This window comes from Catellatospora aurea (genome assembly GCF_042663325.1).
GTDB classification, from domain to species: Bacteria; Actinomycetota; Actinomycetes; order Mycobacteriales; family Micromonosporaceae; genus Catellatospora; species Catellatospora aurea.
In genome coordinates this window covers 62036-84049 of record NZ_JBHTAC010000016.1, presented here as the reverse complement: position 1 = coordinate 84049, position 22014 = coordinate 62036, and the positions used below count along the sequence as shown (strand labels likewise).

Genomic DNA, 22014 nt, shown 5'->3' with positions numbered 1-22014 from the left:
TACGGCACGGCAGGTCCTGAGCCTGCGGTGATGGGAAGGGCACCTTCTACAACGCGGAGCGTTGTGAAGGTGCCCTTCCTTTCCTCTCACGAGCGGGCGGGGGTGCGCCAGAGGGCGTACGCGAGCCAGAGGCAGCCGGCGGCGACGAGCACGCCGTGGCCCACGCGGACGGCGGCCGGGGTGAAGAACTGCGGTAGGAACGTCGCGAAGCCCACGGCGAACAGCACGCCGGACAGGCGCGGCAGGACGCCGGAGCGGGCGATCGCGACGGCGGCGAGGACCGCGCCGACGGCGAGCAGGATCAGTCCGATGCCGAAGGTGGTCACCGCGGCGGGCAGGTAGCGCACGCCTTCGGCCAGGCCGAGCAGGTCGAGCTGGGCGCCGCCGGTGCTCTCGGCGGCCAGCACGTGCAGGGCGAAGTCCTCCGCGCCGTAGAACGGCAGGGTCAGGCCGACGCCGATCCAGGCGGTGACCGCGGCGGTGAGCGCGAGCGGCTCGGCGCGGGTGCCGTCGACGACGCGGCGCACGGCCAGCAGGGCGAGCGGCACGAGGATGAACCCGATCATCGCGAACAGGTGGGTGGCGACCCACCAGGGCGAGGACATGGCTTCCTGCGCGCCCTGCAGGGTGGTCTCGTCGCGCCACGGGCGCAGGCCGGGGTACAACGCGAACAGGACTCCGGCGGCGGCCAGCGCGGCGGCGGCCAGGCGGATCCGGGTGAGGGGTGCGGACACGGTCTTCTCCTCAGGGGTGGGCCGGCAGGGAATCGAGGAAGGTGGCGATGAGCTGCTGGTAGGTCTCGTCGAGGTCTTCGGGCAGGCCGAAGCCGCCGGCTGACTCCAGCGAGGCGAAACCGTGCGCGATGACGCGCAGCTTGCGGATGGTGTGGACCTGACCCGCGGGGTCGAGCCGCCACGGCCGCAGCGCGGCCTGGATGACTTCGAGCTGGCGGATGCCGGCCGCGGCGAGTTCGGGGTGGTGCAGCGGGTCGACGGGCATCGCGGCGTAGCGGGCGGGGTGGGCCACCACGTATTGCCGGTAGGCGTGCATCAGCGCGGTGATCGCGTCGGTGCCGCTGCGGCCTATCGCCGCGGCGGCGAACCGGTCCGCGAGTTCGTTGAGCACGCGCACGCCGACCTGTGTCTTCAGTTCGGCGAGGCCGCCGACGTGTTTGTAGAGCGAGGGAGCGGCGACGCCGCAGCGCGCCGCGACGGCGGCGAGGGTCAGCGCATCGACCCCGTGCTCGTCGATGACCTCGACGGCCGCCTGGACGACGGCCTGAGTGGACAGTCCGGCCCTGGGCATGTCGCCACCTCCTTCCACGTTCGCTAACGTTCGTAGCTTTAAAGCTACTACCATTAGCCAGATGTCGTCAAGCGGTGCTGCGCGGCGCGGTCAGGCACGGCGGATAAGCCGGCAATTATGGACATTAAGGACTAAATCCGATACAAAGGGCATACCTGATGGAGCGCCTGGCGGGGAAGCGCTCCAGGTGTGCCGGTGACGGCTCCCCCTGACACCTGTGCCTGCCGCTACGCCTCCAGCAGCAACGTCCATGGTCTACGAGTCGGCTCGGTCGATTCGGGTTCGGAGGCTGGCATGTCGTTTCGAAGGTCCCTGGCGACAGGCGCGGCGGTGGCCACCGCCCTCCTGCCGTCGCTGCTGAGCGCCACGCCCGCGCAGGCGGCGGTGATCCCCGGCGTCGGCTCCGCGCCGCTCGTCGCGTACGCCGACCGCAACTTCACCGGCGCCAAGCAGTCCTACGGGACGGGCGTGTTCGACGCCGCCAAGAAGGAACTCGGCGTCGTCGGCAACGACGCCATCACCTCGCTCTACGTCGCCTCCGGATATCGCGCGTTGGCCTGCGACAACGGCGGGTCCGAGGGCAACGTGAACAAGGGCTCGCTCGGCACCTGCCGCTACTTCGACGCCGGGCTGCACCAGTTCGTCGGCGACGGTCTCAACGACAAGATCTCGCTGCTGGCCGTCATGGGCAAGCCGGTCAAGGGCACCGCCGTCACCGCGTTCCAGAACACGAAGTTCACCGGCACCTCGCTGCCGCTGGGCTCGGGCGGCTTCGGCCAGGTCGCCGGCAACCTGTCCACGCTGGCCGACTCGGTCAAGTCGCTGAAGGTCGCCGACGGATACCGCGTCGTCGCCTGCGACAACGACGCCAAGCCTGGCACCGCCACCCTCGACCTGGGCAAGTGCCGGCTGTTCCGCGGCGGCGAGCACGCCACCGTCGGCGGCGACATGGAAACGAAGATCTCCCTGGTCGCCGTGGGCACACCACCGCTGATCGCCGCCGCCGACGCCGACCTGGGCGGCCTGCGCCAGTCGTTCAACCCGGGCGTGTACACCGGGCTCGCCAACGAGCTGGCCACGGTCGGCAACGACAAGATCAGCTCACTGCGCGTGGGCGACGGCTGGCGCGTGGTCGGCTGCCGCAACGACAGCACCGGCCCGAGCGGGCAGGGCGACCTCGGCCTGTGCCGGATGTTCGGCGCCGGCGAGACCAACCTGGGCGGCAGCTCGCTCAACGACGGCATCTCCACGCTCGTCGTGCAGGCCGGCCCGGCCTCGGGCAGTCTGCTGAACGTGTACGCCGACCGCGACTTCAAGGGCGCCACGGCCACCTTCGGGCCCGGCATCTACACGGCCGCCGACCTCGCCCCGGTCGGCAACGACGGAGTCAGCTCGCTGCGCGTGCCCGGCGCGGGCCGTGCCGTGCTCTGCGACAACGACTCGGGCCAGAACCTGGGCACGTGCCGGCTGTTCGTCAAGAGCGACCACCTGTACGTCGGCGGCGACATCAACGACAAGACCTCGCTGATCGCCCTGGCCCCGTAGCACCCGACTGTGAGCGACGCGGCCCGCGCCACCCGGCACGGGCCGCGTCCGCGTTGCCGAGACCGGCTCAGCCGGTCGGCTCGGACTCCCTGCGGCGCTGCTGCTCGGCGGCCACCTGGCCCAGGCTCGCGCCGAGGATCTGGCTGCGGTAGAAGTCCGTCGAGTCCTCCCGCGTCAGCTGGAAGCAGGCCACGGCGAGCAGCACCACCTCCAGCGTGGTCAGCACGCTGCGGGCCGTCGAATGCCAGCCCGGCAGCAGCCCGAGGTCCGCCAGGGTGTACACCGGCATGCTCACGTCCGACGGCGGCGCGTACTCCAGGCCCACCGCGATGCCGCAGACGAGCACCACGACGAACGGCACGGCCGCGACCCACGTCAGGACCCGCCCGGCCTGCCACGGTCGCCGGATCGCGACCGCCAGAACCCCGAAAGCCACCACGGCCAGGGCCGCGACCCCGAGGTCGAACCACAGCGACTCCCCCACGACGTCGACGACGTCCGCCGGGTCGGCCACCTGCGCGGCGCGCGCCGAGGCGAGGAACGCGTCAGCCGCGTCGGCGAACCGGCCCAGTGAGACCACCGACACGACCACGTCGGCCACGGCGACGGCGACGAACGCCGCCAGCGCGGCGCTCGCCACGGTGACGGTACGCGGCCGGACCTCGTTGCTGACCATGCTTCTTCCCTCCGATGACGACGGCGTCGCACAGTGTGCGCGATCCGCCCGGCCGCGCGTGGCCCCGTCGGGTCACGATTCGGCCGCTCGTCGCGGTGGAGCAAACGCGGGTCAGGCGCCGGTGACGCCGTCGACGCCCTCACGGAGGAAGTCGGCGTGGCCGTTGTGGCGGGCGTACTCGTGGATCAGGTGCAGCATCACGAACCGCAGCGAGACGTCCTGTCCCCAGCGGGGGTTGTGGGCGACCACGTCCAGCGACTCGGCCTCGCGTTCGATGCGCCGCGCATGCTCGACCTCGGCCTGCCACGCGGCGAACGCGTCCGCGCGGGTCGCGCCGGTCGGGTCGTACGCCACCTGGTAGTCGTTGTCCGGCGACCAGACCAGGGTGATGTCCTCCCCGGCGATGACCTTGCGGAACCAGGTGCGCTCGACCTCGCACATGTGCCGGACCAGGCCGAGCAGGCTCAGCGTCGACGGCGGCATGGACCGCTCACGCAGCTGCTCGTCGGTCAGCCCGTCGCACTTCCAGGCCAGCGTGGCCCGGTGGTAGTCGAGGAACTGCCGCAGCATCTCCCGCTCACCGGCGATCAGCGGCACATCGGGGCGCTCGGTGGCCATCACGAAGATCCTTCCGTCGGAAGCCACCTTTGTACCAGGCCGTGCGGGTTCACGCGGCCGGCAAGATCGCCGTTTCGGGTCAGCAGGCCTGGTCAGAACACAGATCATGGCCGCAAACAGCGATCTTGCCTACGTGCAGCCCTCGTCCGACGGGGTGCCGTTCATCCTGCACGACAGCACCGTCGACCGGACCACCGACGGGACCGGCGCGATCCGTGGCATGACGTCCGCTCAGCTCAAGACTCTGGACGCCGGTTCCTGGTTCGCGCCGCACTACACGGGCGTGCGGATGCCGACGCTGGCCGAACAACTGGCCGACCTGCGTACCCGCGGCGGCAACCTGCTGCTGGAGATCAAGGGTGCGCACACCCGCGACCAGGTCACGAAGATCGTGCAGGTGATCCGCGAGCAGCAGATGACCGGCCGCGTGTTCATCCAGAGCTTCGACGTGGCGTCGCTGCAGTACAGCTACGAGCTGGCCCCGGAACTGCCCATCGGTCTGCTGCGCAGCACCCTGGACGCGGACCCGGTCGCCCTGGCCGGGCAGCTGCACCTGACTGCGTACCACCCGCCGGGCTCGGCGCTGCTGGCCCGCCCGACCCTGGTCGCCGACCTGCACCAGGCCGGCGTGGCGGTGATGGCCTGGACGATCGACTCCGCGGCCCAGTGGCGCTCGCTGAACCAGCTCGGCGTGGACGGCATCATCACCAACCGCCCGGCGGAACTGGCCGGGTGGATCTCGGCGGGCTGACGTGACCGGGCTCGCCTCCGCTCTGGGGGCGAGCCCCGCTCAGCGGTCAGTGCGCAGGAACGTCAGCGACTTCAGGTGGTCGATCAGGGCGTCCATCTCGGCGAGCTTGTATCCCGCCTGCTCACGCAGCTCGATGTCGAGCGAGTGGTCGACGATCGAGCGCAGCGAGAAGCTGATCCGCGACATCCGGCTGAGGAACCGCTCCCGCAGGCCCTCGGCGAACGCGAGGTGCCGATCGGTGAGGTCGCCGTCGTCGAGGTCGGCGGTGCCGGCGAGTTCGAGGGCGAGACTGGCCTGGCCCGCGAAGACCGAGGCCATCTCGACGTCCACCGCGTCGAAGGGGTCTTCCCCGGGTTTCTTGGACAGCAGGATCGCCCCGAGCGCCGTCTCCTGTCCGGTCAGCGGCGCGATCAGGAGCTGGGACGGCTGCGCCGCACCAAGCACGTCGCGCAGCCGCGGATCGGCAGCCGGCTCGACCACCATGACCCGGCGCTCGGCCATGACCAGTGCGCAGACGGCCGGCAGCGCGCCCGGGGCGTCCACGAGCAGCTTCAACGTGCCCATGGCCTGCACACCGGTCACGGTGAGACCGTCGGGCGAGAGCAGCACGACGCACGCCCCGTCCGCGCGGTCGGCGCGCTCCGCCTGACTGATGAGCTCGGCCATCAGGGCGTCGGGCCCCACCCCGGCGAGCACCCGCTCGGTGATCGAGACCATCGCCTCCTGCCAGGCGTGGCGGCGGCAGGCCTCGGTGAAGATGCCGGCGTTGCCGATAGCGGCCGCGGCGACCCGGGAGAAGTCGGTGATCAGTTCCTCGTCGGCGGCGCTGAACTCGGCCGCCCCCACCTTCTCGGTCAGGTAGAAGTTGCCCAGCAGACGGCCGGCCGAGGTCAGCACCGGCACCCCGAGGAACGACGTCATCGGCGGATGGTGCTCCGGGAAGCCCACCGAGCACGGATGGGCGGAGATCTCGGCGACCCGGATCGGATGCGGTTCCGCCAGCAGCAGCCCGAGCAGGCCACGCCCTTCGGGCAGGTGCCCCATGCGGTCGGCGGTCGCGGCGTCCATGCCGTCGAACACGAACTCGGTGATGTGGCCGTCCTCGACCACGCCGAGCGCCGCATATTTGGCGCGCACCAGGTGCCGGGCGGTCACCACGAGCCGGTGCAGCACCTGGGTCAGGTCCACCCCGCGGGCCATCTCCAGGTTCGCCCGCAGCAGCGCTCGGATGCGCTCCTCGCCCGCGCCGAGCGCGCGAGCCCGCTCGATCAGGCGCTGCAGGGCAAGGTCGAGTTCCAACCTGCCCGTGTGGGTGTAGCGGACCGCCGAGCCGAGGCTGCCCGCTTCCAGATCCCTCGATCCCATCATTTTCGCCGTGAACGGCTCACCACCGGCCATACTTCACAGCCTTCCCGGACGGAGGCATGTCCGAAGCCCTGGCGGAGGCTCTCCGAAGAAGCATATTCCCTGTTCAGGGCCGTTGCGCCGGTTGACCTCACCTCGGGTCAGCGCCGACCTCCGGCACCGGCGGCCTCGCGCAGGGCGGCACGGGCAGCGGTGTAGTCGGTGAGCACCGCGGTCGCTGGGGCCTCAACCAGCTGCTTGACCACACCCTGCACCGACGCGCGCAACTGCTTGGCGGCGCGGCGGCGGCGGGCGCGGGCGGCCAGCCGGACCACCGGGCGCACCAGCACCGCGATCAGGAACCCGGCCAGCAGGCCGCCGGCCAGCAGCGCCGTCGGCATCGGCAGCCAGCCGTCCACCATGGGCGTACGCAGCGGCGGCAGCGCCAGCGCCTGCATGCCCAGCCGTACGCCGAGCCACAGCAGCCCGACCAGCGCCACCGCGGTGACCAGCCACTGCAGCAGCCCGACCGCCCGCCACCACCAGCGTTTGCGGGCGACGCCGAGGTCGGTCTGCGCGACGGCCCGGTCCAGCGCGTCGAGCACCTCGTCGCGAAACGAGCGCACCGCCGCGAGCATGGCGTCCTGCCACGGCGCGGGCAGCGGCGCGCTCGCCCGGTCGGCGGCCTCGCGCAGCGCCTTGGTGACCGCGGCCGTGGCGGCGGGTGAGGCCGGGGCCAGCGAGGTCGCGGCCGGCACGGCCGCGCGGTGGTCGCCGAGGTGCAGGCGCTCCAGGGGATCGGGACGGGTCCGGCGGATCCAGCGCAGCAGCGGCCAGCCGGTCATCTTGCGGGCCCGGTGCACGTAGGCGTTCTCGACCGCGGCGGCCACCGTCGGCACCGCGGCGGCCTGGGACAGGGCGGCGGTCAGCGCCCTGCTCGCCTCGGCGTCCAGCGCGCTCTTCGGCGGATCGGCGGCGACGGCCGAGGCCAGCGCGGCGGTGACCCCGTCGAGGTCGGCGGCCAGCCGCCGCACCGCGGCCTGCCGGGCGACCACCGCCTGCCGGATCGCCTTGACCAGCGGGTCCAGGCCGGGCGGGCCGATCGTGGAGGTGGTCAGCACGGGCAGCCCGTCGAGGCCGTCGGCGGCCAGCAGGCGGCGCAGGTCCGCCGTGCAGTCCTCCAGGTCGGCGGCGGACAGCAGGTCGGCGGCGTTGAGCGCGACGACGGTGATCTCGCGGTGGCGGTGGAACCGCGCCAGGTAGCCGCTGTGCACGATCTTGTCGGCGTACTTCTGCGGATGCAGCACCCAGACGATGAGGTCCACCACGGACAGCAGCCGGTCGGCCTCGGCACGGTGCGCGGCCTGCACCGAGTCGTAGTCGGGCAGGTCGAGCAGCACCAGGCCGGACAGGTCGGGCTCGGTGCCGCCGTCGCGGGTGTAGCGGCGGTCGACGCCGAGCCAGTCGAGCAGCGGGTCGGCGCTGTCGGGTCCCCATACGCAGGCGTGCGCCTCGCCGGTGGTGGGGCGGCGTACACCGGTCTGCGACAGCGGCACCCCGGCCAGGGCGTTGAAGATGCTGGACTTGCCGGTGCCGGTCGCGCCGGCCAGCGCCACCACGGTGTGCAGCTGCGACAGGGCCAGCCGCTCCCCGGCCCGCCCGATCAGCGCCCGGGCCGGGGCCAGGTCGCGTTCGGGCAGCCGGTCGGCGGTCGCGGCGGTGAACCGTTCGAGCGCGGCCAAACGCTCGACCACCGTCGGCGCGCTCACCCGGCGGCTCCGTCCTGGGAGATCGGGTCGGCCCGGCGGGCGGTGTCGACGGCAGCGGCGGCGGCGCGCAGGCGGTCGCCGTCCTGCGTGGACACTCCGGTGCCGTCGAGTACGGCGTGGAAGCGGGCCGCCTCCTGCTGGAGCAGCCCGTCCACCTTGGCCAGGAAGTCCTGCCGGGCCCGTTCGGCCAGGCGGCGCACGGCGTCGTCGCCGAAGATGGCTTCGAGGACCTTCTGCGCCGCGACGGTGGCCCCGGCCCCGACGGCGATCTCCGCACCGGTCGGGATGAACGCGGTGGCCGCGAACACCAGGATCATCAGGCACAGCCCGAGCGCGTTGACGGCGTACGCGCTGAACTGCGCGGCGAACAGCTTGCCGCCGGACTCGTCGCGGACCAGGTCGAGCACCCCGCGCTGCCAGTCGCGCACGACCCGGTCGGCGCGGGCGTCGATGTCGGGGCCGACCCGGGCCAGGCCCGGGTTCGCGGCGAGCAGCTCACCGCCCGCGGGGTGGGCCCGCCAGGCGGCGGCCGCGTGCTCGGCGGCGTCGGCGGCCGCGCCGTGCACGAAGACGACCAGTTGCGACTCGATCGCCGTGATCAGCTCGTCGGTGGGGCGGGGCCGGCCGGTGATGGCGCTGACGAGCTGGTCGCGCAGCCGCCCGACCCGGGCCTGCAGGCCGCGCATGAACTCGCCGGTGCCGACCAGCTCCTGCCAGCGGGCGAGCACCTCGCCGCGGAACATGGTGCCGTCGCGGATGCCCTGGTCCACGGCGTGGGCGGCCTCGCGGTAGGCGTTGTCGACCGACGCGCCGAGCGCGGTGACGGCCTCGGCCTGGGCGTCGGCCTCGGCGGCGAGCCGGGCGGTGGCCGGGGTCAGCGCGGCGACAGCCCCGTCGACGGTCTGGCGCACCACGGCCGCGCGGGCCGCGGCGGAGCGGGCCAGTTCGTCCAGCCATTCGCGCAGCGGGGCGACGGCCTGTTCGGACAGCAGCCCGTGCTGGTCCAGGCGCTGCTCGTCGAGCACGAACATGGGCACCCCGCCGAGGCCGTGCTCGGCCAGCATCTCGGTCAGGTGCGGGGTCACCTCGGCGTCGGCGCCGGGCGGCACGCGGTTCAGGATGATCGACACGGCGGTTCCCCGGTCGCGGGCGGCGTGCAGCAGCTCCCACGGCACCGCGTCGGCGTAGCGGACCGCGGTCGTGACGAACAGCCACAGGTCCGCGGCGGCCAGCAGCTGCTCGGCCAGCGCCCGGTTGTCCTCCTCGACGGAGTCGATGTCGGGCGAGTCGAGCAGCGCGACCCCGGGGCTCAGCACCGCGACGGGCATGACCAGCAGGCCGATGCCGCCGCCGTCGGCGCTGCCGGTGCGGCCCAGCCGCGGCAGCAGGTTGGCCTCGCTGAACCAGGCGGCGTCGGAGGGATGGCAGACCAGCACCGGCGCCCGCGTGGTGGGCCGGCGCGCGCCCGCGACGCTGACCGGGGCCCGCACCAGGCTGTTGACCAGAGTGGACTTGCCCGCCCCCGTGGAGCCGCCCGCGACGGCCAGCAGCGGCGCGTCCAGCCGGGCCAGTCGCGGGATGAGGTAGTCGTCGAGCTGCCCGGCGGTGGCCTTGGCCAGGCTGGTCGCGGCGGCGGCGCCAGGCAGGGCCAGCGGGTAGCGCACCCCGGTGAGCGCGTCGCGCAACCGCGTCAGTTCCCCGCCCAGCCCCGCGTCCGCGCCCGTCATGGCCACCACATATCCAGCATGGCGGAAACTATGCCCTCGGGCGTCCCTGTGCCGGAAACACGATCATCGCGGCGAAGATCGCCGTTTGTGGTCACCGGCCGCGGTCGGACCGCAGATCATGACCGCAGTCGGTGATCTTCCCGGCGGCCGTCCGGATGCGGAACCCCGGCCGCGGCCAGGCAAGCGCCGTAGCCGTCGGCGCGGGCGGTGATCCGTCCGGACACGACGCGCACCGCGGACTCGGTGGCGTCGCTGACGGCGTCCACACCGGCGGCCGCGGCGAGCGCGCCGGTCTCGTCGTACACGATGCGCAGGCCCGGCCACGCACGGCGCGGGAACGCCGCCGACAGGCAGCGGCGGAACTCGGCGAGCATCAGCCGCGCCAACGGCATCAGCTCTCCCGGCGCGCCGCTGACGAGGACGGCGGTGACCTGCGCGCCGGGCGGCGCGGCGCGCACCGCGTCCTCGATCGCGGCGAGCCGGTGCAGGCCGAGCACTGCCACCACACCATCGGCGGCGAGGTCCACCGGCTCGTCGCGGACCGCGTCGAGGGGCGCGGGCTCCTCGCCACCGTCGGTGGGCCACGGCTCGTCCGCCGGGCGCGGCGGGGCGACGTAGTCGGCGTACAGCGGCTGCCAGCGGTCGTGCAGGTCGAGTTCGCCGAGGTGCTCGCAGGTGGCGACGACGTGGAACGGCTCGACGAAACCGGGCGAGGTCTGCGCCAGCACACTCGCGCCCTGCAGCGTGGTCAGCGCGGCCTCGGCCACCCGCACCCGCCGCTGCGCCCGTCCCGGCGCGCCTTCGGCGGTGAGCCGCTCCAGGGCCAGCCCGAGCAGGATCGCCTGGAGCTTGAGCAGCTGCGCGTGGGGCCGCCGGACCCGGTCGTCGTCGAGCACCTCGGGCACCAGGTCCAGCGGGGACGGTGCGCCGGGCGCGCGGGTGGCCACCGGCAGGCGGGCCAGGGCCGCCCGGGCGTACGCCCCCAGCGCCTGCCCCGCCGTGCGGGCCGGTGCCGGCGGCGGCTCGGGTACGCGTTCGGCGTCGTCGGCCAGCACGGCGAAGTAGAGGGCCCGCTTGCCGGGGAAGTTGGAGTAGACCGCGCCCCGGGTCAGCCCGGCCCGCTCGGCGATGCCGTCGACGGTCGCTTCCCGGTAGCCGCGGGCGGCGAACTCGGCGCGGGCGGCCGACAGCACGCCGGCGCGGTTGCGCTGCTGCGTCTCAGCCCTGGTGAGGCGGCTCATCCCTGCTCCCGTGTCCGTCCGGTTAGCAAGATAACGCGGCTCTCGAATGTTGTCATCATCTGGCGGTATCATCTGAAGGTCGCCGACCCCCGAGGAGCGCCCGTGACCCGCAGCGATGTGCTGGCCTGCTCCTTCTGCGCCAAGACCCAGCGGCAGGTCCGCAAGCTCATCTCCGGCCCCGGGCAGGTCTGCATCTGCGACGAGTGCGTCGGTCTGTGCAACGAGCTGATCGAGGAAGAGGCCACCGAGCAGGCGGCGGCCACCCTGCTGCGCCCGCCGACCCCGCGCGACATCCACGCCGCGCTGGAGCAGTACGTCGTCGGCCAGGAGAGCGCGAAGACGGCGCTGTCGGTGGCGGTCTACAACCACTACAAGCGGGTCGCCGCCCGCAACGCGGCCGCCGCCGGGGAGCAGCCGGTCGAGCTGGGCAAGTCCAACATCCTGCTGATCGGGCCGACCGGCTGCGGAAAGACCTACCTGGCGCAGACCCTGGCCCGCACCCTGGGCGTGCCGTTCGCGATCGCCGACGCGACCGCGCTGACGCAGGCCGGATACGTCGGCGAGGACGTCGACAGCATCCTGCTCAAGCTGATCCAGGCCGCCGACGGCGACGTGCGCCGGGCCGAGACCGGCATCGTGTACATCGACGAGATCGACAAGATCGCCCGCGGCGGCGCGGACCGCACCGCCGTGCGCGACGTCTCCGGCGAGGGCGTCCAGCAGGCCCTGCTCAAGATGCTCGAAGGCACCACGGTGCGGGTGCCGCAGCCGAACTCGCGCAAGCAGCCCGCCGAGGAGTTCCTCCAGATCGACACCACCGACGTGCTGTTCATCCTCGGCGGCGCGTTCGCCGGCCTGGAGGAGATCATCGAGCGGCGCTCGCAGCGGCGCGGCATCGGCTTCGCGGCCAGCGTCCAGGCCGCCGAACCCACCCTCGACGAGGTCATGCCCGCCGACCTGGTGACGTTCGGGATGATCCCGGAGTTCGTCGGGCGGCTGCCCATCGTGACCACGGTGCGCCCGTTCGACCGGGCCACCCTGATGCGCATCCTCACCGAGCCGCGCAACGCGCTGATCAAGCAGTACCAGCTGCTGTTCGAGCTGGACGGGGTGGAGCTGGAGGTGACCACCGACGCGGTCGCGGCCATCGCCGAGCAGGCCCTGCTGCGCCGCACCGGCGCCCGCGCGACCCGGGCCATCCTGGAGGAGATCCTGCTCAACGTGATGTACGAGGTGCCCAGCCGCGACGACGTGGCCCGGGTCGTGATCGACCGGGCGACGGTGCTGGACAACGTCAACCCGACCCTGGTCCCCCGCGAGCACCTCCCCCGCCGCCGCGCCCGCCGCGCCGAGACGGCCTGACCGGCGTGCTCAGCCCAGCAGGTCGATGACCGTCGCCTCGGCCCGGGAGACCCGCCGGTAGACCGTCCACAGCAGGGCCAGGTCCTGCCAGGGCAGGCCGACAGGGGCGTAGACGGTGGGGCGGTCGGTGCTGTCGCGGGCGGGCAGGTCGCCTCGCAGCACGTCGCCGAGCGTGCCCGCGGCGACCCCGGCCTCCAGCCCGACGTTGCCCAGCGCACCCGCGGCGGCGGCCGGCGCTCTGTCGTCGACCACCACCCGACACGCCAGCAGCAGGTCCGCGGGCAGCTCGACCTTGCCGGGCTCGTCCGCGCCGAGCGTGGTCAGGTGCTGGTGCGGGCGCACCTCGTCGGCGCGCAGCAGCGGGCGGCGCGACCAGGTCGCCAGCACCACCGGGTCGGCGGCCAGCGCCACCGCCGACGCGCTCTCCAGCGGCAGCGCGCCCAGCTCCGCGGGGCGGGCGGGGTCCAGGTCGGTGGCCACCACCTCGCGCCAGGCGCGCAGCCGGCGCAGCCCGGCCGCGACGACCCGGGCCTGCGCGCCCGCGCCGACGAAGCCGAGCGTGCCCGCACCCGGATCGGCCAGCAGGTGGGTGCCCAGCGCCGCGGCGAGCCCGGTGCGCCAGGCGGTGACGGCCGCCGAGTCGGCCAGCGCCAGCAGCTCGCCCGTTGCCAGGTCGTGCAGGCAGACGACGCCGCGCAGTGCGGGCGAGGCGGCCGGGAACTTCGCGTTGACCTTCACCGTGTACGCGGGCACGCCCGGCAGCAGCCCCGGCATGAGGCAGGTCGCGGTCCCCGGTCCGGGCAGCTCGGTGCGCACCCGCAGCGGCGGCTGCGCCGGAGCGGGCGCGCGGAAGCCCTCGCCGAGCACCTCCAGCACCTCGTCCACGTCGACCGCACGCTCGACGTCGGATCGGGTCAGCAACACGGTCACGTCTGGAACGCTAGTCCGCGCGGCCCGACACGATGGTCGTTAACAAACTGATCACGTCGTGAACTGGCGTTTCAGCCGACCTGTGGATGACCTTGGGTGAAAGGTTGTCCTGATGCGATACGTGATGCTCCGCGGGTGGCGGCTGGCCGCGGTCCTGACGGCGGCGCTGGCCACCGCCGCCGTCCTGGTCGGCGGCCCGGTCCACGCCGACCCCGAACGGCAGACCCGGCCGAACGTGCTGATGGTGGTGCTCGACGACGCCCGGCCCGAGGGCATGTCCGCGCTGCCGCAGACGATGGCCTGGCTGGCGGACGGCACCGCCTATCCGAATACCGTGGCGGCCACGCCGAGCTGCGGCCCGAGCCGGGCCACGCTGCTGACCGGCCGGTACGCGCACAACCACGGCGTGCTGCACCAGGCCGACGTCGACAATCTCGACCACACCAGCACGCTCCAGCACACCCTGCACACCGCCGGCTACGCCACCGCGGCCGTCGGCAAGTTCACCAACAACTGGGCCCTGGACGAGACCCCGCCCGGCTTCGACCACTCCGCCCTGGTCGGCGGCGGGTACACCGACGCGCGGTTCGTGGTCGACGGCAGGCAGCGGCGCGTGCCGTACTCGACGACGTTCATCGGCCGGCAGGTCAACACCTACCTCGACGGGTTCGAGGCCGACGACGCCAAGCCATGGTTCGTGTACGCGGGTTTCACCGCCCCGCACGCCCCGTGGACCCCCGAGCCGCAGTACGCCAAGCGCGCGTTCGACTGGCAGCCCAGCCCCGCCGTGGGTGAGGCCGACCGGTCCGACAAGCCCGCGTACGTGCGCCGCCACCGCGCGACCCGGGCCGAGGGTGACGTCATCCGCCTCGGCCAGTTGCGCACCCTGCTCTCCGTCGACGACACGCTGGCCCGGGTCCGCGAGCACCTGGACCGCCTCGGCGAGCTGCGGGACACGCTCGTCGTGCTGGTCTCGGACAACGCCAAGTTCTGGGGCGAGCACGGCCTCGACGAGAAGTTCATGCCGTACGCGGCCGGATACCGGGTGCCGCTGTACCTGTCCTGGCCCGGCCGCATCCCGCGCGGGGCAGATGAGCGCCTGGCCTCGACCGTCGACGTCACCCCGACGGTGCTGGCCGCGGCCGGGCTCACCGCCGGCTACGTGATCGACGGCCGCGACCTGCGGGGCGACGTGCGGCGCGAGGCGACGCTGCTGGAGTACTGGCAGGACTCGCACAACGGCGGCTTTCCCACCTGGGCCTCCCGCGTCGCACCCGGCGACCGTCAGTTCACCCGCTACACCGACCTGGCCGGCAACCAGCTCTCGCAGGAGTACTACGACCTCGCGGCCGACCCGTGGGAGCTGGTGAACCTGCTCGGCGACGCCGACCGGGGCAACGACCCCGACGTCACCGCCGACGCCGCGACCCTGGCCGCCTGGCAGCAGTGCGCGGGCGCGACCTGCCCCTGACCGGTGTCAGCCCTGGGCGCGCCAGGCCTGGTAGCGGTGCCAGGCCTGGAGCCCGTCGGGCACCCAGTCCCACTCGTCGAGCCGGGCGGCGATCTCCTCCTCGGTGAGGAAGGCGTGCCAGGCGACCTCCTCGACCTGCGGGTCCACCGGCCCGTCGCAGCGGACCTCGTACAGGGCCGAGAACCAGGAGTGCTCGGGGGTCTCGTACAGGAAGGTGAACAGCGGCCGCGGCGCGGGCAGGCCGGTGACGCCGAGTTCCTCCTCGGCCTCGCGCAGCGCGGCGTCGTCGTAGGTCTCCCCGGCGCCGACCACCCCACCGACGAACATGTCGTAGCAGGACGGGAAGACCAGCTTCTGCGCGGTGCGCCGGTGCACGAACAGCCGCCCGTCGCCGGTGCGGGCCAGCACGAACACGCAGCGGTGGGTGAGCCGCCGGGCGTACGCCTGCGCCCGGGTCGCCTGTCCCACCACCCGGTCCTGCGCGTCGACGATGTCCAGCAACTCCCCCGCCGACCGCGGCTCCTGCTCACCCATACCGCCCATTCAACACGCCCCCGGATGATCGTGATCATCGTGGAGGTCGCGGCGGGCACGGCGGCCTGTCGTACCCGCCCGATACCGTCACGGTGATCTTCAGAGAGCGGGTGGTCAGCATGTCGGTTCCGGTGTTCCAGGTCGGCCAGGGAGACGCGTCGTCCCCGGTGATCCTGCACGTGCCGCACGCGTCGCGGCAGATCAGCGGGCCCGCGCGGGCCTCGATCGCGCTCGACGACACCGCGCTGCTCACCGAACTCGACCGCATGACCGACGCGCACACCGACGTGATCGCCGCACGGGCGGCCGAGGCGGCCCGGGTCCGGCCCTGGATGTTCGTCAACGAGTGGTCGCGGCTGGTCGTGGACCCGGAGCGGTTCCCCGACGAGCGGGAGGAGATGGCCGCCGTCGGCATGGGCGCGGTGTACACGCACACCTCGCACGGGCAGCGGCTGCGCCCCGACGACCCCGCCTTCGCCCAGCGGCTGCTCGACGCGCACTTCCACCCGTACGCCCAGGGCATGACCGACCTGGTCGACGAGCGGCTGGCCGCGACGGGCCGCGCGATCGTCGTCGACGTGCACTCCTACCCCGCTCTCGCGCTGCCGTACGAGCTGCACGGCGACGGCCCGCGCCCCCAGATCTGCCTCGGCACGGACCTCGCCCACACCCCGCCGTGGCTGCGCGACGCGGCAGCGGAGGCCTTCGCGGGCTACGAGGTCGGCTTCGACACCCCGTTCGCCGGCTGCTACGTGCCGCTCAAGCACTACGGGATCGACGACCGGGTGTCGGCGCTGATGGTCGAGATCCGCCGCGACACGTACCAGTCCGAGCCCGGCGGCGACCCGCAACCGGGCCTGGACCGCCTGGCGGCGTCCCTGGCCACGCTGGTCGACGCCCTGGCGAAGGCCTGACGCGCGGGTCAGGCCGAGGCGCGGCGGACCAGGCGGGTGGGCAGGACCAGCGGGTGGGGTTCCTCGCCCGCGATCAGGCTGAGCAGCATCTTCGCCATCTCCCGGCCGAGCCCGTGGATGGGCTGGTGAACCGTGGTCAGCTGCGGGTCGGTGTGCAGCGCGGTCAGCAGATCGTCGAACCCGACCACCGCGATGTCGCCGGGCACCGAGCGCCCGTGCGCCTTCAAGGCGCGCAGCGCGCCGGCGGCCATCGCGTCCGATCCGGCGACCACCGCGTCGACCTCCGGATACGCCGCCAGCAGCCGGGTCATCGCCGCGGCGCCGGAGGATTCGGTGAAGTCGCCGTGCTCGACCCGGGACGGGCTCAGCCCGGCCACCGCCATCGCGTCGAGGTAACCGCGGTGCCGTGACGCGCCCGCGTCGGTGTCCATGTGGCCGGTGATGACGGCGATGTGCCGCCGGCCGAGGCCGATGAGGTGTTCGGTGGCCAGCCGGGAGCCGCCCCGGTTGTCGGCGTCGACATACCAGCGGGGCTCGGCGTGCAGCGGGCGGCCGCCGAAGACGACCGGGACGTCGTGCCGGTCGGCGAGCGCCGCGAGCGGGTCGTCGCCGCGCAGCGCCATGAGCATGACGCCGTCCGCGCGCCGGGACTTGAGGATGCGCTGCAGGCGGGCCTGGCCCTGGGTCGTGTTGGCCAGCACCAGCAGCAGTTCGAGGTCGGTCTTCTCCAGTTCCGCGTTGACGCCCAGGATGATCTGCGCGAAGAACGGATCGGTGAACTGGGCCGGGTCGTGGTGGGACAGCGCGAGCACGACCGCGCCGACCTGTTGCGTGGCCAGCGCCCGCGCGGTGGGGTTCGGCACGAAGCCCAGCTCGGCGACGGCCCGCTCGACGGCGTCGCGCTTGGCCTGGCTGACGTGCCGGGCGTTGTTGATGACGCGGGAGGCGGCGGAGCGCGACACACCCGCCCGTGCCGCGACCTCGTCGAGCGTCGGCTGACGCTTGGGACCCATGGAGCCGTGACACCCCTCTGCGGAGACGGTGGCACGAGCGTACGCGTCATCGCGGGGTTATTGGAAGCGCTCCCGGGCCCTACTTTCCCACCGGGACGGGGAGCGGCGCACAGGACACCCGGCTGATGTCACCGAATCCCGTGCTGCGAACGGCTCACGCCCAGCACACCGGCTTGCCCGGAAGCCGGGGAAAACCGGGAGCGCTTCCAGTTGCAAGATAGGAGTGTCGCGTTAAGACGTCAAGACAAGTGTCCGAAACTCTCGCCAGCAACAACCGAACAGTGGTAGGCACCTGCGGCCTGTAATTTTCAGCCGGCTGGAACCGCTTCCAGTCATGTCGATTTCCCGCGCGACTCCGCGTCGGGGGATAACCGCAGGACGGGCGGTGGGGCGGCTGGCAGGATGGCCGGGTGACGTACGAGGTGCGCCCGTTGGGGCCGGATGACAACAAGCTGGCTTGGGACCTGGGCAGTCTCGCCTTCGGCTACCACGAGCAGCCCATGCCCGAGACCTGGAACTCGAACTCGCCCGGTCGGCACACCCTCGGGGTGTTCGATCCGGCCGGGCGGATGGTCGCCAAGGCCGTGGACCGCGAGCAGGGCCAGTGGTTCGGCGGGCGGGTCGTGCCCACCAGCGGCGTCGCCGGTGTCGCCACGGCACCAGAGCTGCGCGGGCGCGGGCTCGGCCGGCTGGTGCTCACCCGGCTGCTGGAGGGGGCGCGCGAGCGCGGCGCGGTGATCAGCACCCTGTTCGACACCACCCCGCTGCCATACCGGGCGCTGGGCTGGGAGGAGGTTGGCGCGCTGGTCTACTGGACGATGTCCACCCGGGTGCTCGGCGCGATCCGCCCCGACCCGAAGACCACGCTGCGGCCGGCGACCGAGGACGACATCCCGGCCGTGTACGAGATCTACCGCCAGGTCGCCCGCGCGGGCGCCGGTCTGATGGAGCGCTCCGGCCCGGCGTTCGGCGCGACCCCCGCTCAGCTGCTGGCCGACTACCACGGCTTCACCGTCGCCGTGGACGACGCCGGGACCATCGTGGGTTACGCGAGCTGGGATCGCGGTCCCGGCTACGACGCGAGCGGCCGGCTCACCGTCGACGACCTGATCGGGCTGACCCCGGAGGCGACCCGCACGCTGCTGGCGATGTTCGGCGGCTGGGCCAGCGTCGCGCCGACCACGCTGCTCCGGCTCGGCCCGACCGACCCGGCCTGGTCGCTGATCGCCCGGATCGACGCCAAGGTGCACACGGCACAGCCGTGGATGGTGCGGGTCGTCGACGCGGCCGGGGCGGTCGCGGCGCGCGGCTGGCCGCGGCACCTGACCGGCGAGGTCGACCTGGACCTGGTCGACGACGTGTGCCCGTGGCAGCAGGGCCGGTGGCGGCTCTCCCTGTCCGGCGGCGAGGGCCGGCTGGAGCCCGGTGGAGCGGGCACGGTCCGGCTCAGCCCGCGTGGCCTGGCCGCCTGGTACGCCGGTGCCGCCACGCCGGAGCAGTTGCGCCGCACCGGCTTCCTGACCGGCGGCGACCCGGACACCGACGAGCTGCTGCGCACCGCGACCGCGGGTCCGCCGCCGACCCTGCACGACTACTTCTGACCTGCGGCCGCCACGCCGCACGCACTCGGCAGACGCCCAGCTCGGGCCGTCGTCAGGTGGGGAAGGGCACCTTCTACATCGCGGAGCGATGTGAAGGTGCCCTTCCTTTCATGCGGAGCGGGTGCCCTCCACTGCGGGGCGGCGGGGGCGGGCGAGGGAGAGGAGGAGGCCGCAGGCGGTGAGGGTCAGGCCCGCGTAGGCGGCGTAGGCGGGCAGGTCGGCGGGGATGCCGAGGTAGACGGTGATGCCGAGGATGCGGGACAGGCCCCACGGGAGCAGGGCCAGCTGGTCGTTCCAGACGGTGAGGGCGCGTTCCAGGCCGACGGCGGCGATCAGGCCGCCGATCAGGCCCAGCGGCACGCCGATCGCCGCCAGGGTGAGGCCGACGGCGCGGCGGCGCAGCAGTCCGTACCGGTCGCGCAGGACGACGGCGGTGGCCACGAACAGCCAGCAGAAAGCGGCGAACGCCACCGTGACGTAGATCGAGCGCTGGGTCGGCGAGGTCCAGAAGGCGAACCAGTACCTACCCGGTCCGCGCCCGGCCAGTGCCGCCAGCAGCAGCACGCTACGCAGCAGGGCGACGCCGCCGAGGACGGCCCACAGGTGGAACGGGTCGCGCCGGCCGACGACCAGCCGGGCCACGGCCGCGAACAGCAGCCAGCCGCCCAGCGTCACCAGCAGGTGCGCCGGTGCCGCGAACCAGGTGTACACCGCCCGGCTCGCCACCAGCACAAACGCGGGTACCAGCCAGACCAGCACCCGGTCCAGGCGTGCCGGTGGCGACTCCAGGCCGGCGACCCGCCACGGGCGCACCGCGCCGAGCAGCAGCGCCCGCGCGGCCCGGCCGCCCCGGCCGCGTCCCCGCAGGCCGAGCAGGAACACGACCAGGATCAGCACCAGCAGTCCGCGGGCGGCCCAGGCCATCGCCGGGTCGCGGTCGGCCCGGACCGCGCCGAGGTCGGCGGCGGTGAAGTTGTACGCGGGCAGGTCCAGGTCACTGCCGTAGCGCTGGGTGTGCACGTCGCGAGCGCCGCGATAGACGATCTCGGCGTCGCGCCAGCTGTCGTAGGCGGCCTGGTCACCGGTGTCCAGCCACTGCGCGTGGCGCAGCACCATGGCACGGTAGGCGCCCAGCGTCTCGAACAGGTTGACCTGGTAGTCGAGGGTGCGCGTGAACGACGTGCGCAGCCGCGGATCACGCCAGGTCGCCGGGTCGGTCACCGCGACCAGGTCGCGCATGCGCCGGGCCAGCACGACGGCCTGCTCGCCGTCGGCGATCGCCTGGTCGACCCGGCCGCCGGTCACGGCGTAGATGCTGTCCAGGGCGGCCGAGTCGCCGGTGGCGATGTCCCACTCGAAGATCCACATCATCGGCGGCGGCTCCAGGCCCAGCGCCTTGACCGTGCGGTCCGCGTACGGCCCGATGTACAGCCCCTTGGTCAGGGCCTCCCGGGACAGTGCCATGGCCTGCCCGATCGCCGCGACCGTCGCCTCGTCGCCGGAGAACGTGCGGTACGCCCAGTCGGCCGTCAGCTGCGCCGGATCGGCGTCCGGGTCCCAGGCCAGCCGCGCGACGGCGTACGTGTTGAGGTCGTACAGCTGCCAGAAGCCCGCGCGCAGGTAGAGCGACATCGGGCCGGCGCGCAGCGGGCCGCCGTCCTGCGTCCAGTTCCAGACGCCCTCGACCTTCGGGTTCGCGGCCAGGAACTCGCGCAGCGCCTGCCGGTGCAGCACGCCCAGGTCGTTGGGCAGCGAACCGAAGCCTTCGAACTCCCGCCGCGCCTGGAACTCCACGATCCGGCGGTGCTCGCCGGCCAGCAGCGTCGTGTTGAGCGGCAGGTGGCTGTAGAAGTCGCCGAGGGTGTACTTGGTCGACACGATCAGGTGCGGGTCGTCGAACCCGCCCAGCACCTGCCGGTAAGAGTCGGCATTGGTGTGCAGGTCGCCGACCGCGCCGACGCCGACGGTCCAGGTCCGGAAGATGACCTCCCGGTCTGCTCTGCCCGCGGTGTCCAGCAGCGCCCGCAGCATCGCGCGCACCGCGGCGTCGGTGGTGACCGCCAGCCGTGACGAGTAGTCCCAGCCGTTCTGGGCGTACACCTCACCGCCCTCGCCGATGCGCACCATCAGGCCTTCCACGAACGGCAGGCTCTCGAACAGCTCGGCCAGGCCCGCCTGGTAGACGGCCCACAGCCGGGGGTCGGCGACGTCCAGCCCGCCCACGGTGCGCTGCAGGTACGCCTCCAGCGGCGGCGACACCGCGAGCATGTCCGTGAGCAGGAAGACCTTCATGCCCATGTCCTCGGCGTACCGGAAGACCGGCCCGAACGCGGCGACCAGTGCCCTGGCCCGGTCGACGTGGGTGTCGCCCGCCGGGTACACGGCCCGGCCGTCGCCGACCTTGGCGAACGTGACGTACTCCAGGAAGCCCGGCACGACCACGCCGTTGTAGCCCTGGGCTGCGGAGTGGTCCACGAACTGCCGGAACTGGTCGCCGATCCGCGCCACCGCCGCCGCGTCGACCCATGGTGCCTGCGGCAGCAGGGCCTCGCCGACCACGTCGGTGTTGAGGTTGTAGTCGTCGCCCGCGGCGAAGGCGGCGGCGTCCGGTTCGCGCCCGACCGAACCGGCGTCGGTAAGCCGCAGCCCGAGGCGCGGCGTGATCACCCGACCGTCGTCCCCGGCGGGGATGACGGCGACGCCCGAGCGGATGCGGTCCGCGACCCGGTAGAGGCCGTCCGCCGTCCCGGCGACGTCGGAGCCGTCGACGGCGAGCTCCGCGCCGCGCGCCGTGATCCGGTACGAGTCGGCAGCTGGTGCGAGGGCCGCCAGCACCCCGGCACGCAACGTGGTCGCACCGGCCGTCGCGGTCGTCCCGGTCGCGGCGAGCGCCGGCGTGCTGGACTCAGGGATCCGGGTGATCGCCGGGCGGGGCAGGCCGCGGGAGGCGAGGGCGTCGGCGACCGCGTCGGCTGCCTTGGTCAGGCGCAGCAGGTCGGGCACGACGATGGTGGCCAGCGGCGGCGCGGGCACGGGCTCGCGCCGTGGTGCTGCGGCCGCGTCCTCGCGCGGGACGGCGGCAGGGGTGTGGCTCAGGCCGAGCGCGTCCCCGACGCCCCAGGCCACGCCCGCACCGAGCAGCAGCAGGACGACCGCTGCGGCGAGCAGCGGATACGGTTTCCGGGCGCGGGGAACATGAAACACGCTCGCATC

The 22014-nt window shown here is 73.2% G+C and carries 18 protein-coding genes; 6 read left to right on the top strand and 12 right to left on the bottom strand.

Annotated elements, in window-relative coordinates:
- Nucleotides 1-86 precede the first annotated feature (86 nt).
- On the bottom strand, nucleotides 87-734 hold the full coding sequence (locus ACFQO7_RS17830) for a hypothetical protein (protein ID WP_376807389.1): 648 nt from the start codon (nucleotides 732-734) through the stop codon (nucleotides 87-89).
- A 10-nt stretch (nucleotides 735-744) separates the two neighbouring features.
- Complete coding sequence (locus ACFQO7_RS17825; protein ID WP_376807388.1) at nucleotides 745-1305, bottom strand: TetR/AcrR family transcriptional regulator; 561 nt, start codon at nucleotides 1303-1305, stop codon at nucleotides 745-747.
- Nucleotides 1306-1599: 294 nt separating this feature from the next.
- Here ACFQO7_RS17825 and ACFQO7_RS17820 point away from each other — a divergent pair, with 294 nt between their 5' ends.
- The gene (locus ACFQO7_RS17820) at nucleotides 1600-2850 is read left to right on the top strand and encodes a hypothetical protein (RefSeq protein WP_376807387.1); all 1251 of its coding nucleotides are present in this window, start codon (nucleotides 1600-1602) and stop codon (nucleotides 2848-2850) included.
- Between the two features lie 67 nt (nucleotides 2851-2917).
- Here the strand turns inward: ACFQO7_RS17820 and ACFQO7_RS17815 are convergent, their stop codons facing one another.
- Together ACFQO7_RS17815 and ACFQO7_RS17810 are read right to left on the bottom strand one after the other, a co-directional pair.
- Nucleotides 2918-3526 (bottom strand): hypothetical protein, encoded by a 609-nt coding sequence (locus tag ACFQO7_RS17815; protein WP_376807386.1) that lies wholly within the window; start codon nucleotides 3524-3526, stop codon nucleotides 2918-2920.
- A 111-nt stretch (nucleotides 3527-3637) separates the two neighbouring features.
- Nucleotides 3638-4144, bottom strand: a complete 507-nt coding sequence (locus ACFQO7_RS17810) for a DinB family protein (protein WP_360535213.1) — start codon at nucleotides 4142-4144, stop codon at nucleotides 3638-3640.
- A 106-nt stretch (nucleotides 4145-4250) separates the two neighbouring features.
- Between ACFQO7_RS17810 and ACFQO7_RS17805 the strand changes: the two genes are divergently transcribed.
- Nucleotides 4251-4895: a glycerophosphodiester phosphodiesterase gene (locus ACFQO7_RS17805; protein ID WP_376807385.1), complete on the top strand. Its 645-nt coding sequence runs from the start codon at nucleotides 4251-4253 to the stop codon at nucleotides 4893-4895.
- 39 nt (nucleotides 4896-4934) lie between these two features.
- On the opposite strand, the gene ACFQO7_RS17800 is transcribed toward ACFQO7_RS17805, so the two are convergent.
- From ACFQO7_RS17800 to ACFQO7_RS17785, 4 genes are all read right to left on the bottom strand, one after another.
- Nucleotides 4935-6260, bottom strand: coding sequence for a GAF domain-containing protein (locus ACFQO7_RS17800; protein ID WP_376807384.1), 1326 nt, complete (start codon nucleotides 6258-6260; stop codon nucleotides 4935-4937).
- Nucleotides 6261-6400: 140 nt separating this feature from the next.
- The gene (locus ACFQO7_RS17795; protein WP_376807383.1) at nucleotides 6401-8008 is read right to left on the bottom strand and encodes a GTPase family protein; all 1608 of its coding nucleotides are present in this window, start codon (nucleotides 8006-8008) and stop codon (nucleotides 6401-6403) included.
- On the bottom strand, nucleotides 8005-9735 hold the full coding sequence (locus tag ACFQO7_RS17790; protein WP_376807463.1) for a GTPase family protein: 1731 nt from the start codon (nucleotides 9733-9735) through the stop codon (nucleotides 8005-8007). Before ACFQO7_RS17790 ends, ACFQO7_RS17795 begins: the two co-directional genes overlap by 4 nt.
- Nucleotides 9736-9851: 116 nt before the next feature.
- The gene (locus tag ACFQO7_RS17785; protein ID WP_376807382.1) at nucleotides 9852-10976 is read right to left on the bottom strand and encodes a helix-turn-helix domain-containing protein; all 1125 of its coding nucleotides are present in this window, start codon (nucleotides 10974-10976) and stop codon (nucleotides 9852-9854) included.
- A gap of 102 nt (nucleotides 10977-11078) precedes the next feature.
- Between ACFQO7_RS17785 and clpX the strand changes: the two genes are divergently transcribed.
- The gene (gene clpX, locus ACFQO7_RS17780) at nucleotides 11079-12338 is read left to right on the top strand and encodes an ATP-dependent Clp protease ATP-binding subunit ClpX (protein WP_376807381.1); all 1260 of its coding nucleotides are present in this window, start codon (nucleotides 11079-11081) and stop codon (nucleotides 12336-12338) included.
- A 9-nt stretch (nucleotides 12339-12347) separates the two neighbouring features.
- On the opposite strand, the gene ACFQO7_RS17775 is transcribed toward clpX, so the two are convergent.
- Nucleotides 12348-13268 (bottom strand): ornithine cyclodeaminase family protein, encoded by a 921-nt coding sequence (locus ACFQO7_RS17775; protein WP_376807380.1) that lies wholly within the window; start codon nucleotides 13266-13268, stop codon nucleotides 12348-12350.
- Between the two features lie 112 nt (nucleotides 13269-13380).
- Here ACFQO7_RS17775 and ACFQO7_RS17770 point away from each other — a divergent pair, with 112 nt between their 5' ends.
- Nucleotides 13381-14739, top strand: a complete 1359-nt coding sequence (locus ACFQO7_RS17770; RefSeq protein ID WP_376807379.1) for a sulfatase-like hydrolase/transferase — start codon at nucleotides 13381-13383, stop codon at nucleotides 14737-14739.
- 6 nt (nucleotides 14740-14745) lie between these two features.
- On the opposite strand, the gene ACFQO7_RS17765 is transcribed toward ACFQO7_RS17770, so the two are convergent.
- Nucleotides 14746-15273 carry an NUDIX hydrolase gene (locus tag ACFQO7_RS17765; RefSeq protein ID WP_376807378.1) on the bottom strand — a complete coding sequence of 176 codons (528 nt, stop codon included), beginning with the start codon at nucleotides 15271-15273 and terminating at the stop codon, nucleotides 14746-14748.
- Nucleotides 15274-15392: 119 nt separating this feature from the next.
- Here ACFQO7_RS17765 and ACFQO7_RS17760 point away from each other — a divergent pair, with 119 nt between their 5' ends.
- On the top strand, nucleotides 15393-16187 hold the full coding sequence (locus tag ACFQO7_RS17760; protein ID WP_376807377.1) for an N-formylglutamate amidohydrolase: 795 nt from the start codon (nucleotides 15393-15395) through the stop codon (nucleotides 16185-16187).
- 8 nt (nucleotides 16188-16195) lie between these two features.
- Here the strand turns inward: ACFQO7_RS17760 and ACFQO7_RS17755 are convergent, their stop codons facing one another.
- A complete protein-coding gene (locus ACFQO7_RS17755) occupies nucleotides 16196-17200 on the bottom strand; it encodes a LacI family DNA-binding transcriptional regulator (protein WP_376807376.1) in 1005 nt (334 codons plus the stop codon).
- 410 nt (nucleotides 17201-17610) lie between these two features.
- On the opposite strand from ACFQO7_RS17755, the gene ACFQO7_RS17750 reads away from it, so the two are divergent.
- A complete protein-coding gene (locus ACFQO7_RS17750; RefSeq protein WP_376807375.1) occupies nucleotides 17611-18801 on the top strand; it encodes a GNAT family N-acetyltransferase in 1191 nt (396 codons plus the stop codon).
- Between the two features lie 108 nt (nucleotides 18802-18909).
- Here ACFQO7_RS17750 and ACFQO7_RS17745 read toward each other — a convergent pair whose 3' ends face one another.
- Nucleotides 18910-22005 (bottom strand): hypothetical protein, encoded by a 3096-nt coding sequence (locus ACFQO7_RS17745; protein WP_376807374.1) that lies wholly within the window; start codon nucleotides 22003-22005, stop codon nucleotides 18910-18912.
- Between the last annotated feature and the right edge of the window lie 9 nt (nucleotides 22006-22014).

Coding starts and splice junctions, on each gene's coding strand:
- ACFQO7_RS17825 (WP_376807388.1), bottom strand. CDS start 1,305: ATGCCCAGGGCCGGACTGTCCACTCAGGCCGTCGTCCAGGCGGCCGTC.
- ACFQO7_RS17820 (WP_376807387.1), top strand. CDS start 1,600: ATGTCGTTTCGAAGGTCCCTGGCGACAGGCGCGGCGGTGGCCACCGCC.
- ACFQO7_RS17815 (WP_376807386.1), bottom strand. CDS start 3,526: ATGGTCAGCAACGAGGTCCGGCCGCGTACCGTCACCGTGGCGAGCGCC.
- ACFQO7_RS17810 (WP_360535213.1), bottom strand. CDS start 4,144: ATGGCCACCGAGCGCCCCGATGTGCCGCTGATCGCCGGTGAGCGGGAG.
- ACFQO7_RS17805 (WP_376807385.1), top strand. CDS start 4,251: ATGGCCGCAAACAGCGATCTTGCCTACGTGCAGCCCTCGTCCGACGGG.
- ACFQO7_RS17800 (WP_376807384.1), bottom strand. CDS start 6,260: ATGGGATCGAGGGATCTGGAAGCGGGCAGCCTCGGCTCGGCGGTCCGC.
- ACFQO7_RS17790 (WP_376807463.1), bottom strand. CDS start 9,735: ATGACGGGCGCGGACGCGGGGCTGGGCGGGGAACTGACGCGGTTGCGC.
- ACFQO7_RS17785 (WP_376807382.1), bottom strand. CDS start 10,976: ATGAGCCGCCTCACCAGGGCTGAGACGCAGCAGCGCAACCGCGCCGGC.
- ACFQO7_RS17770 (WP_376807379.1), top strand. CDS start 13,381: ATGCGATACGTGATGCTCCGCGGGTGGCGGCTGGCCGCGGTCCTGACG.
- ACFQO7_RS17765 (WP_376807378.1), bottom strand. CDS start 15,273: ATGGGTGAGCAGGAGCCGCGGTCGGCGGGGGAGTTGCTGGACATCGTC.
- ACFQO7_RS17760 (WP_376807377.1), top strand. CDS start 15,393: ATGTCGGTTCCGGTGTTCCAGGTCGGCCAGGGAGACGCGTCGTCCCCG.
- ACFQO7_RS17755 (WP_376807376.1), bottom strand. CDS start 17,200: ATGGGTCCCAAGCGTCAGCCGACGCTCGACGAGGTCGCGGCACGGGCG.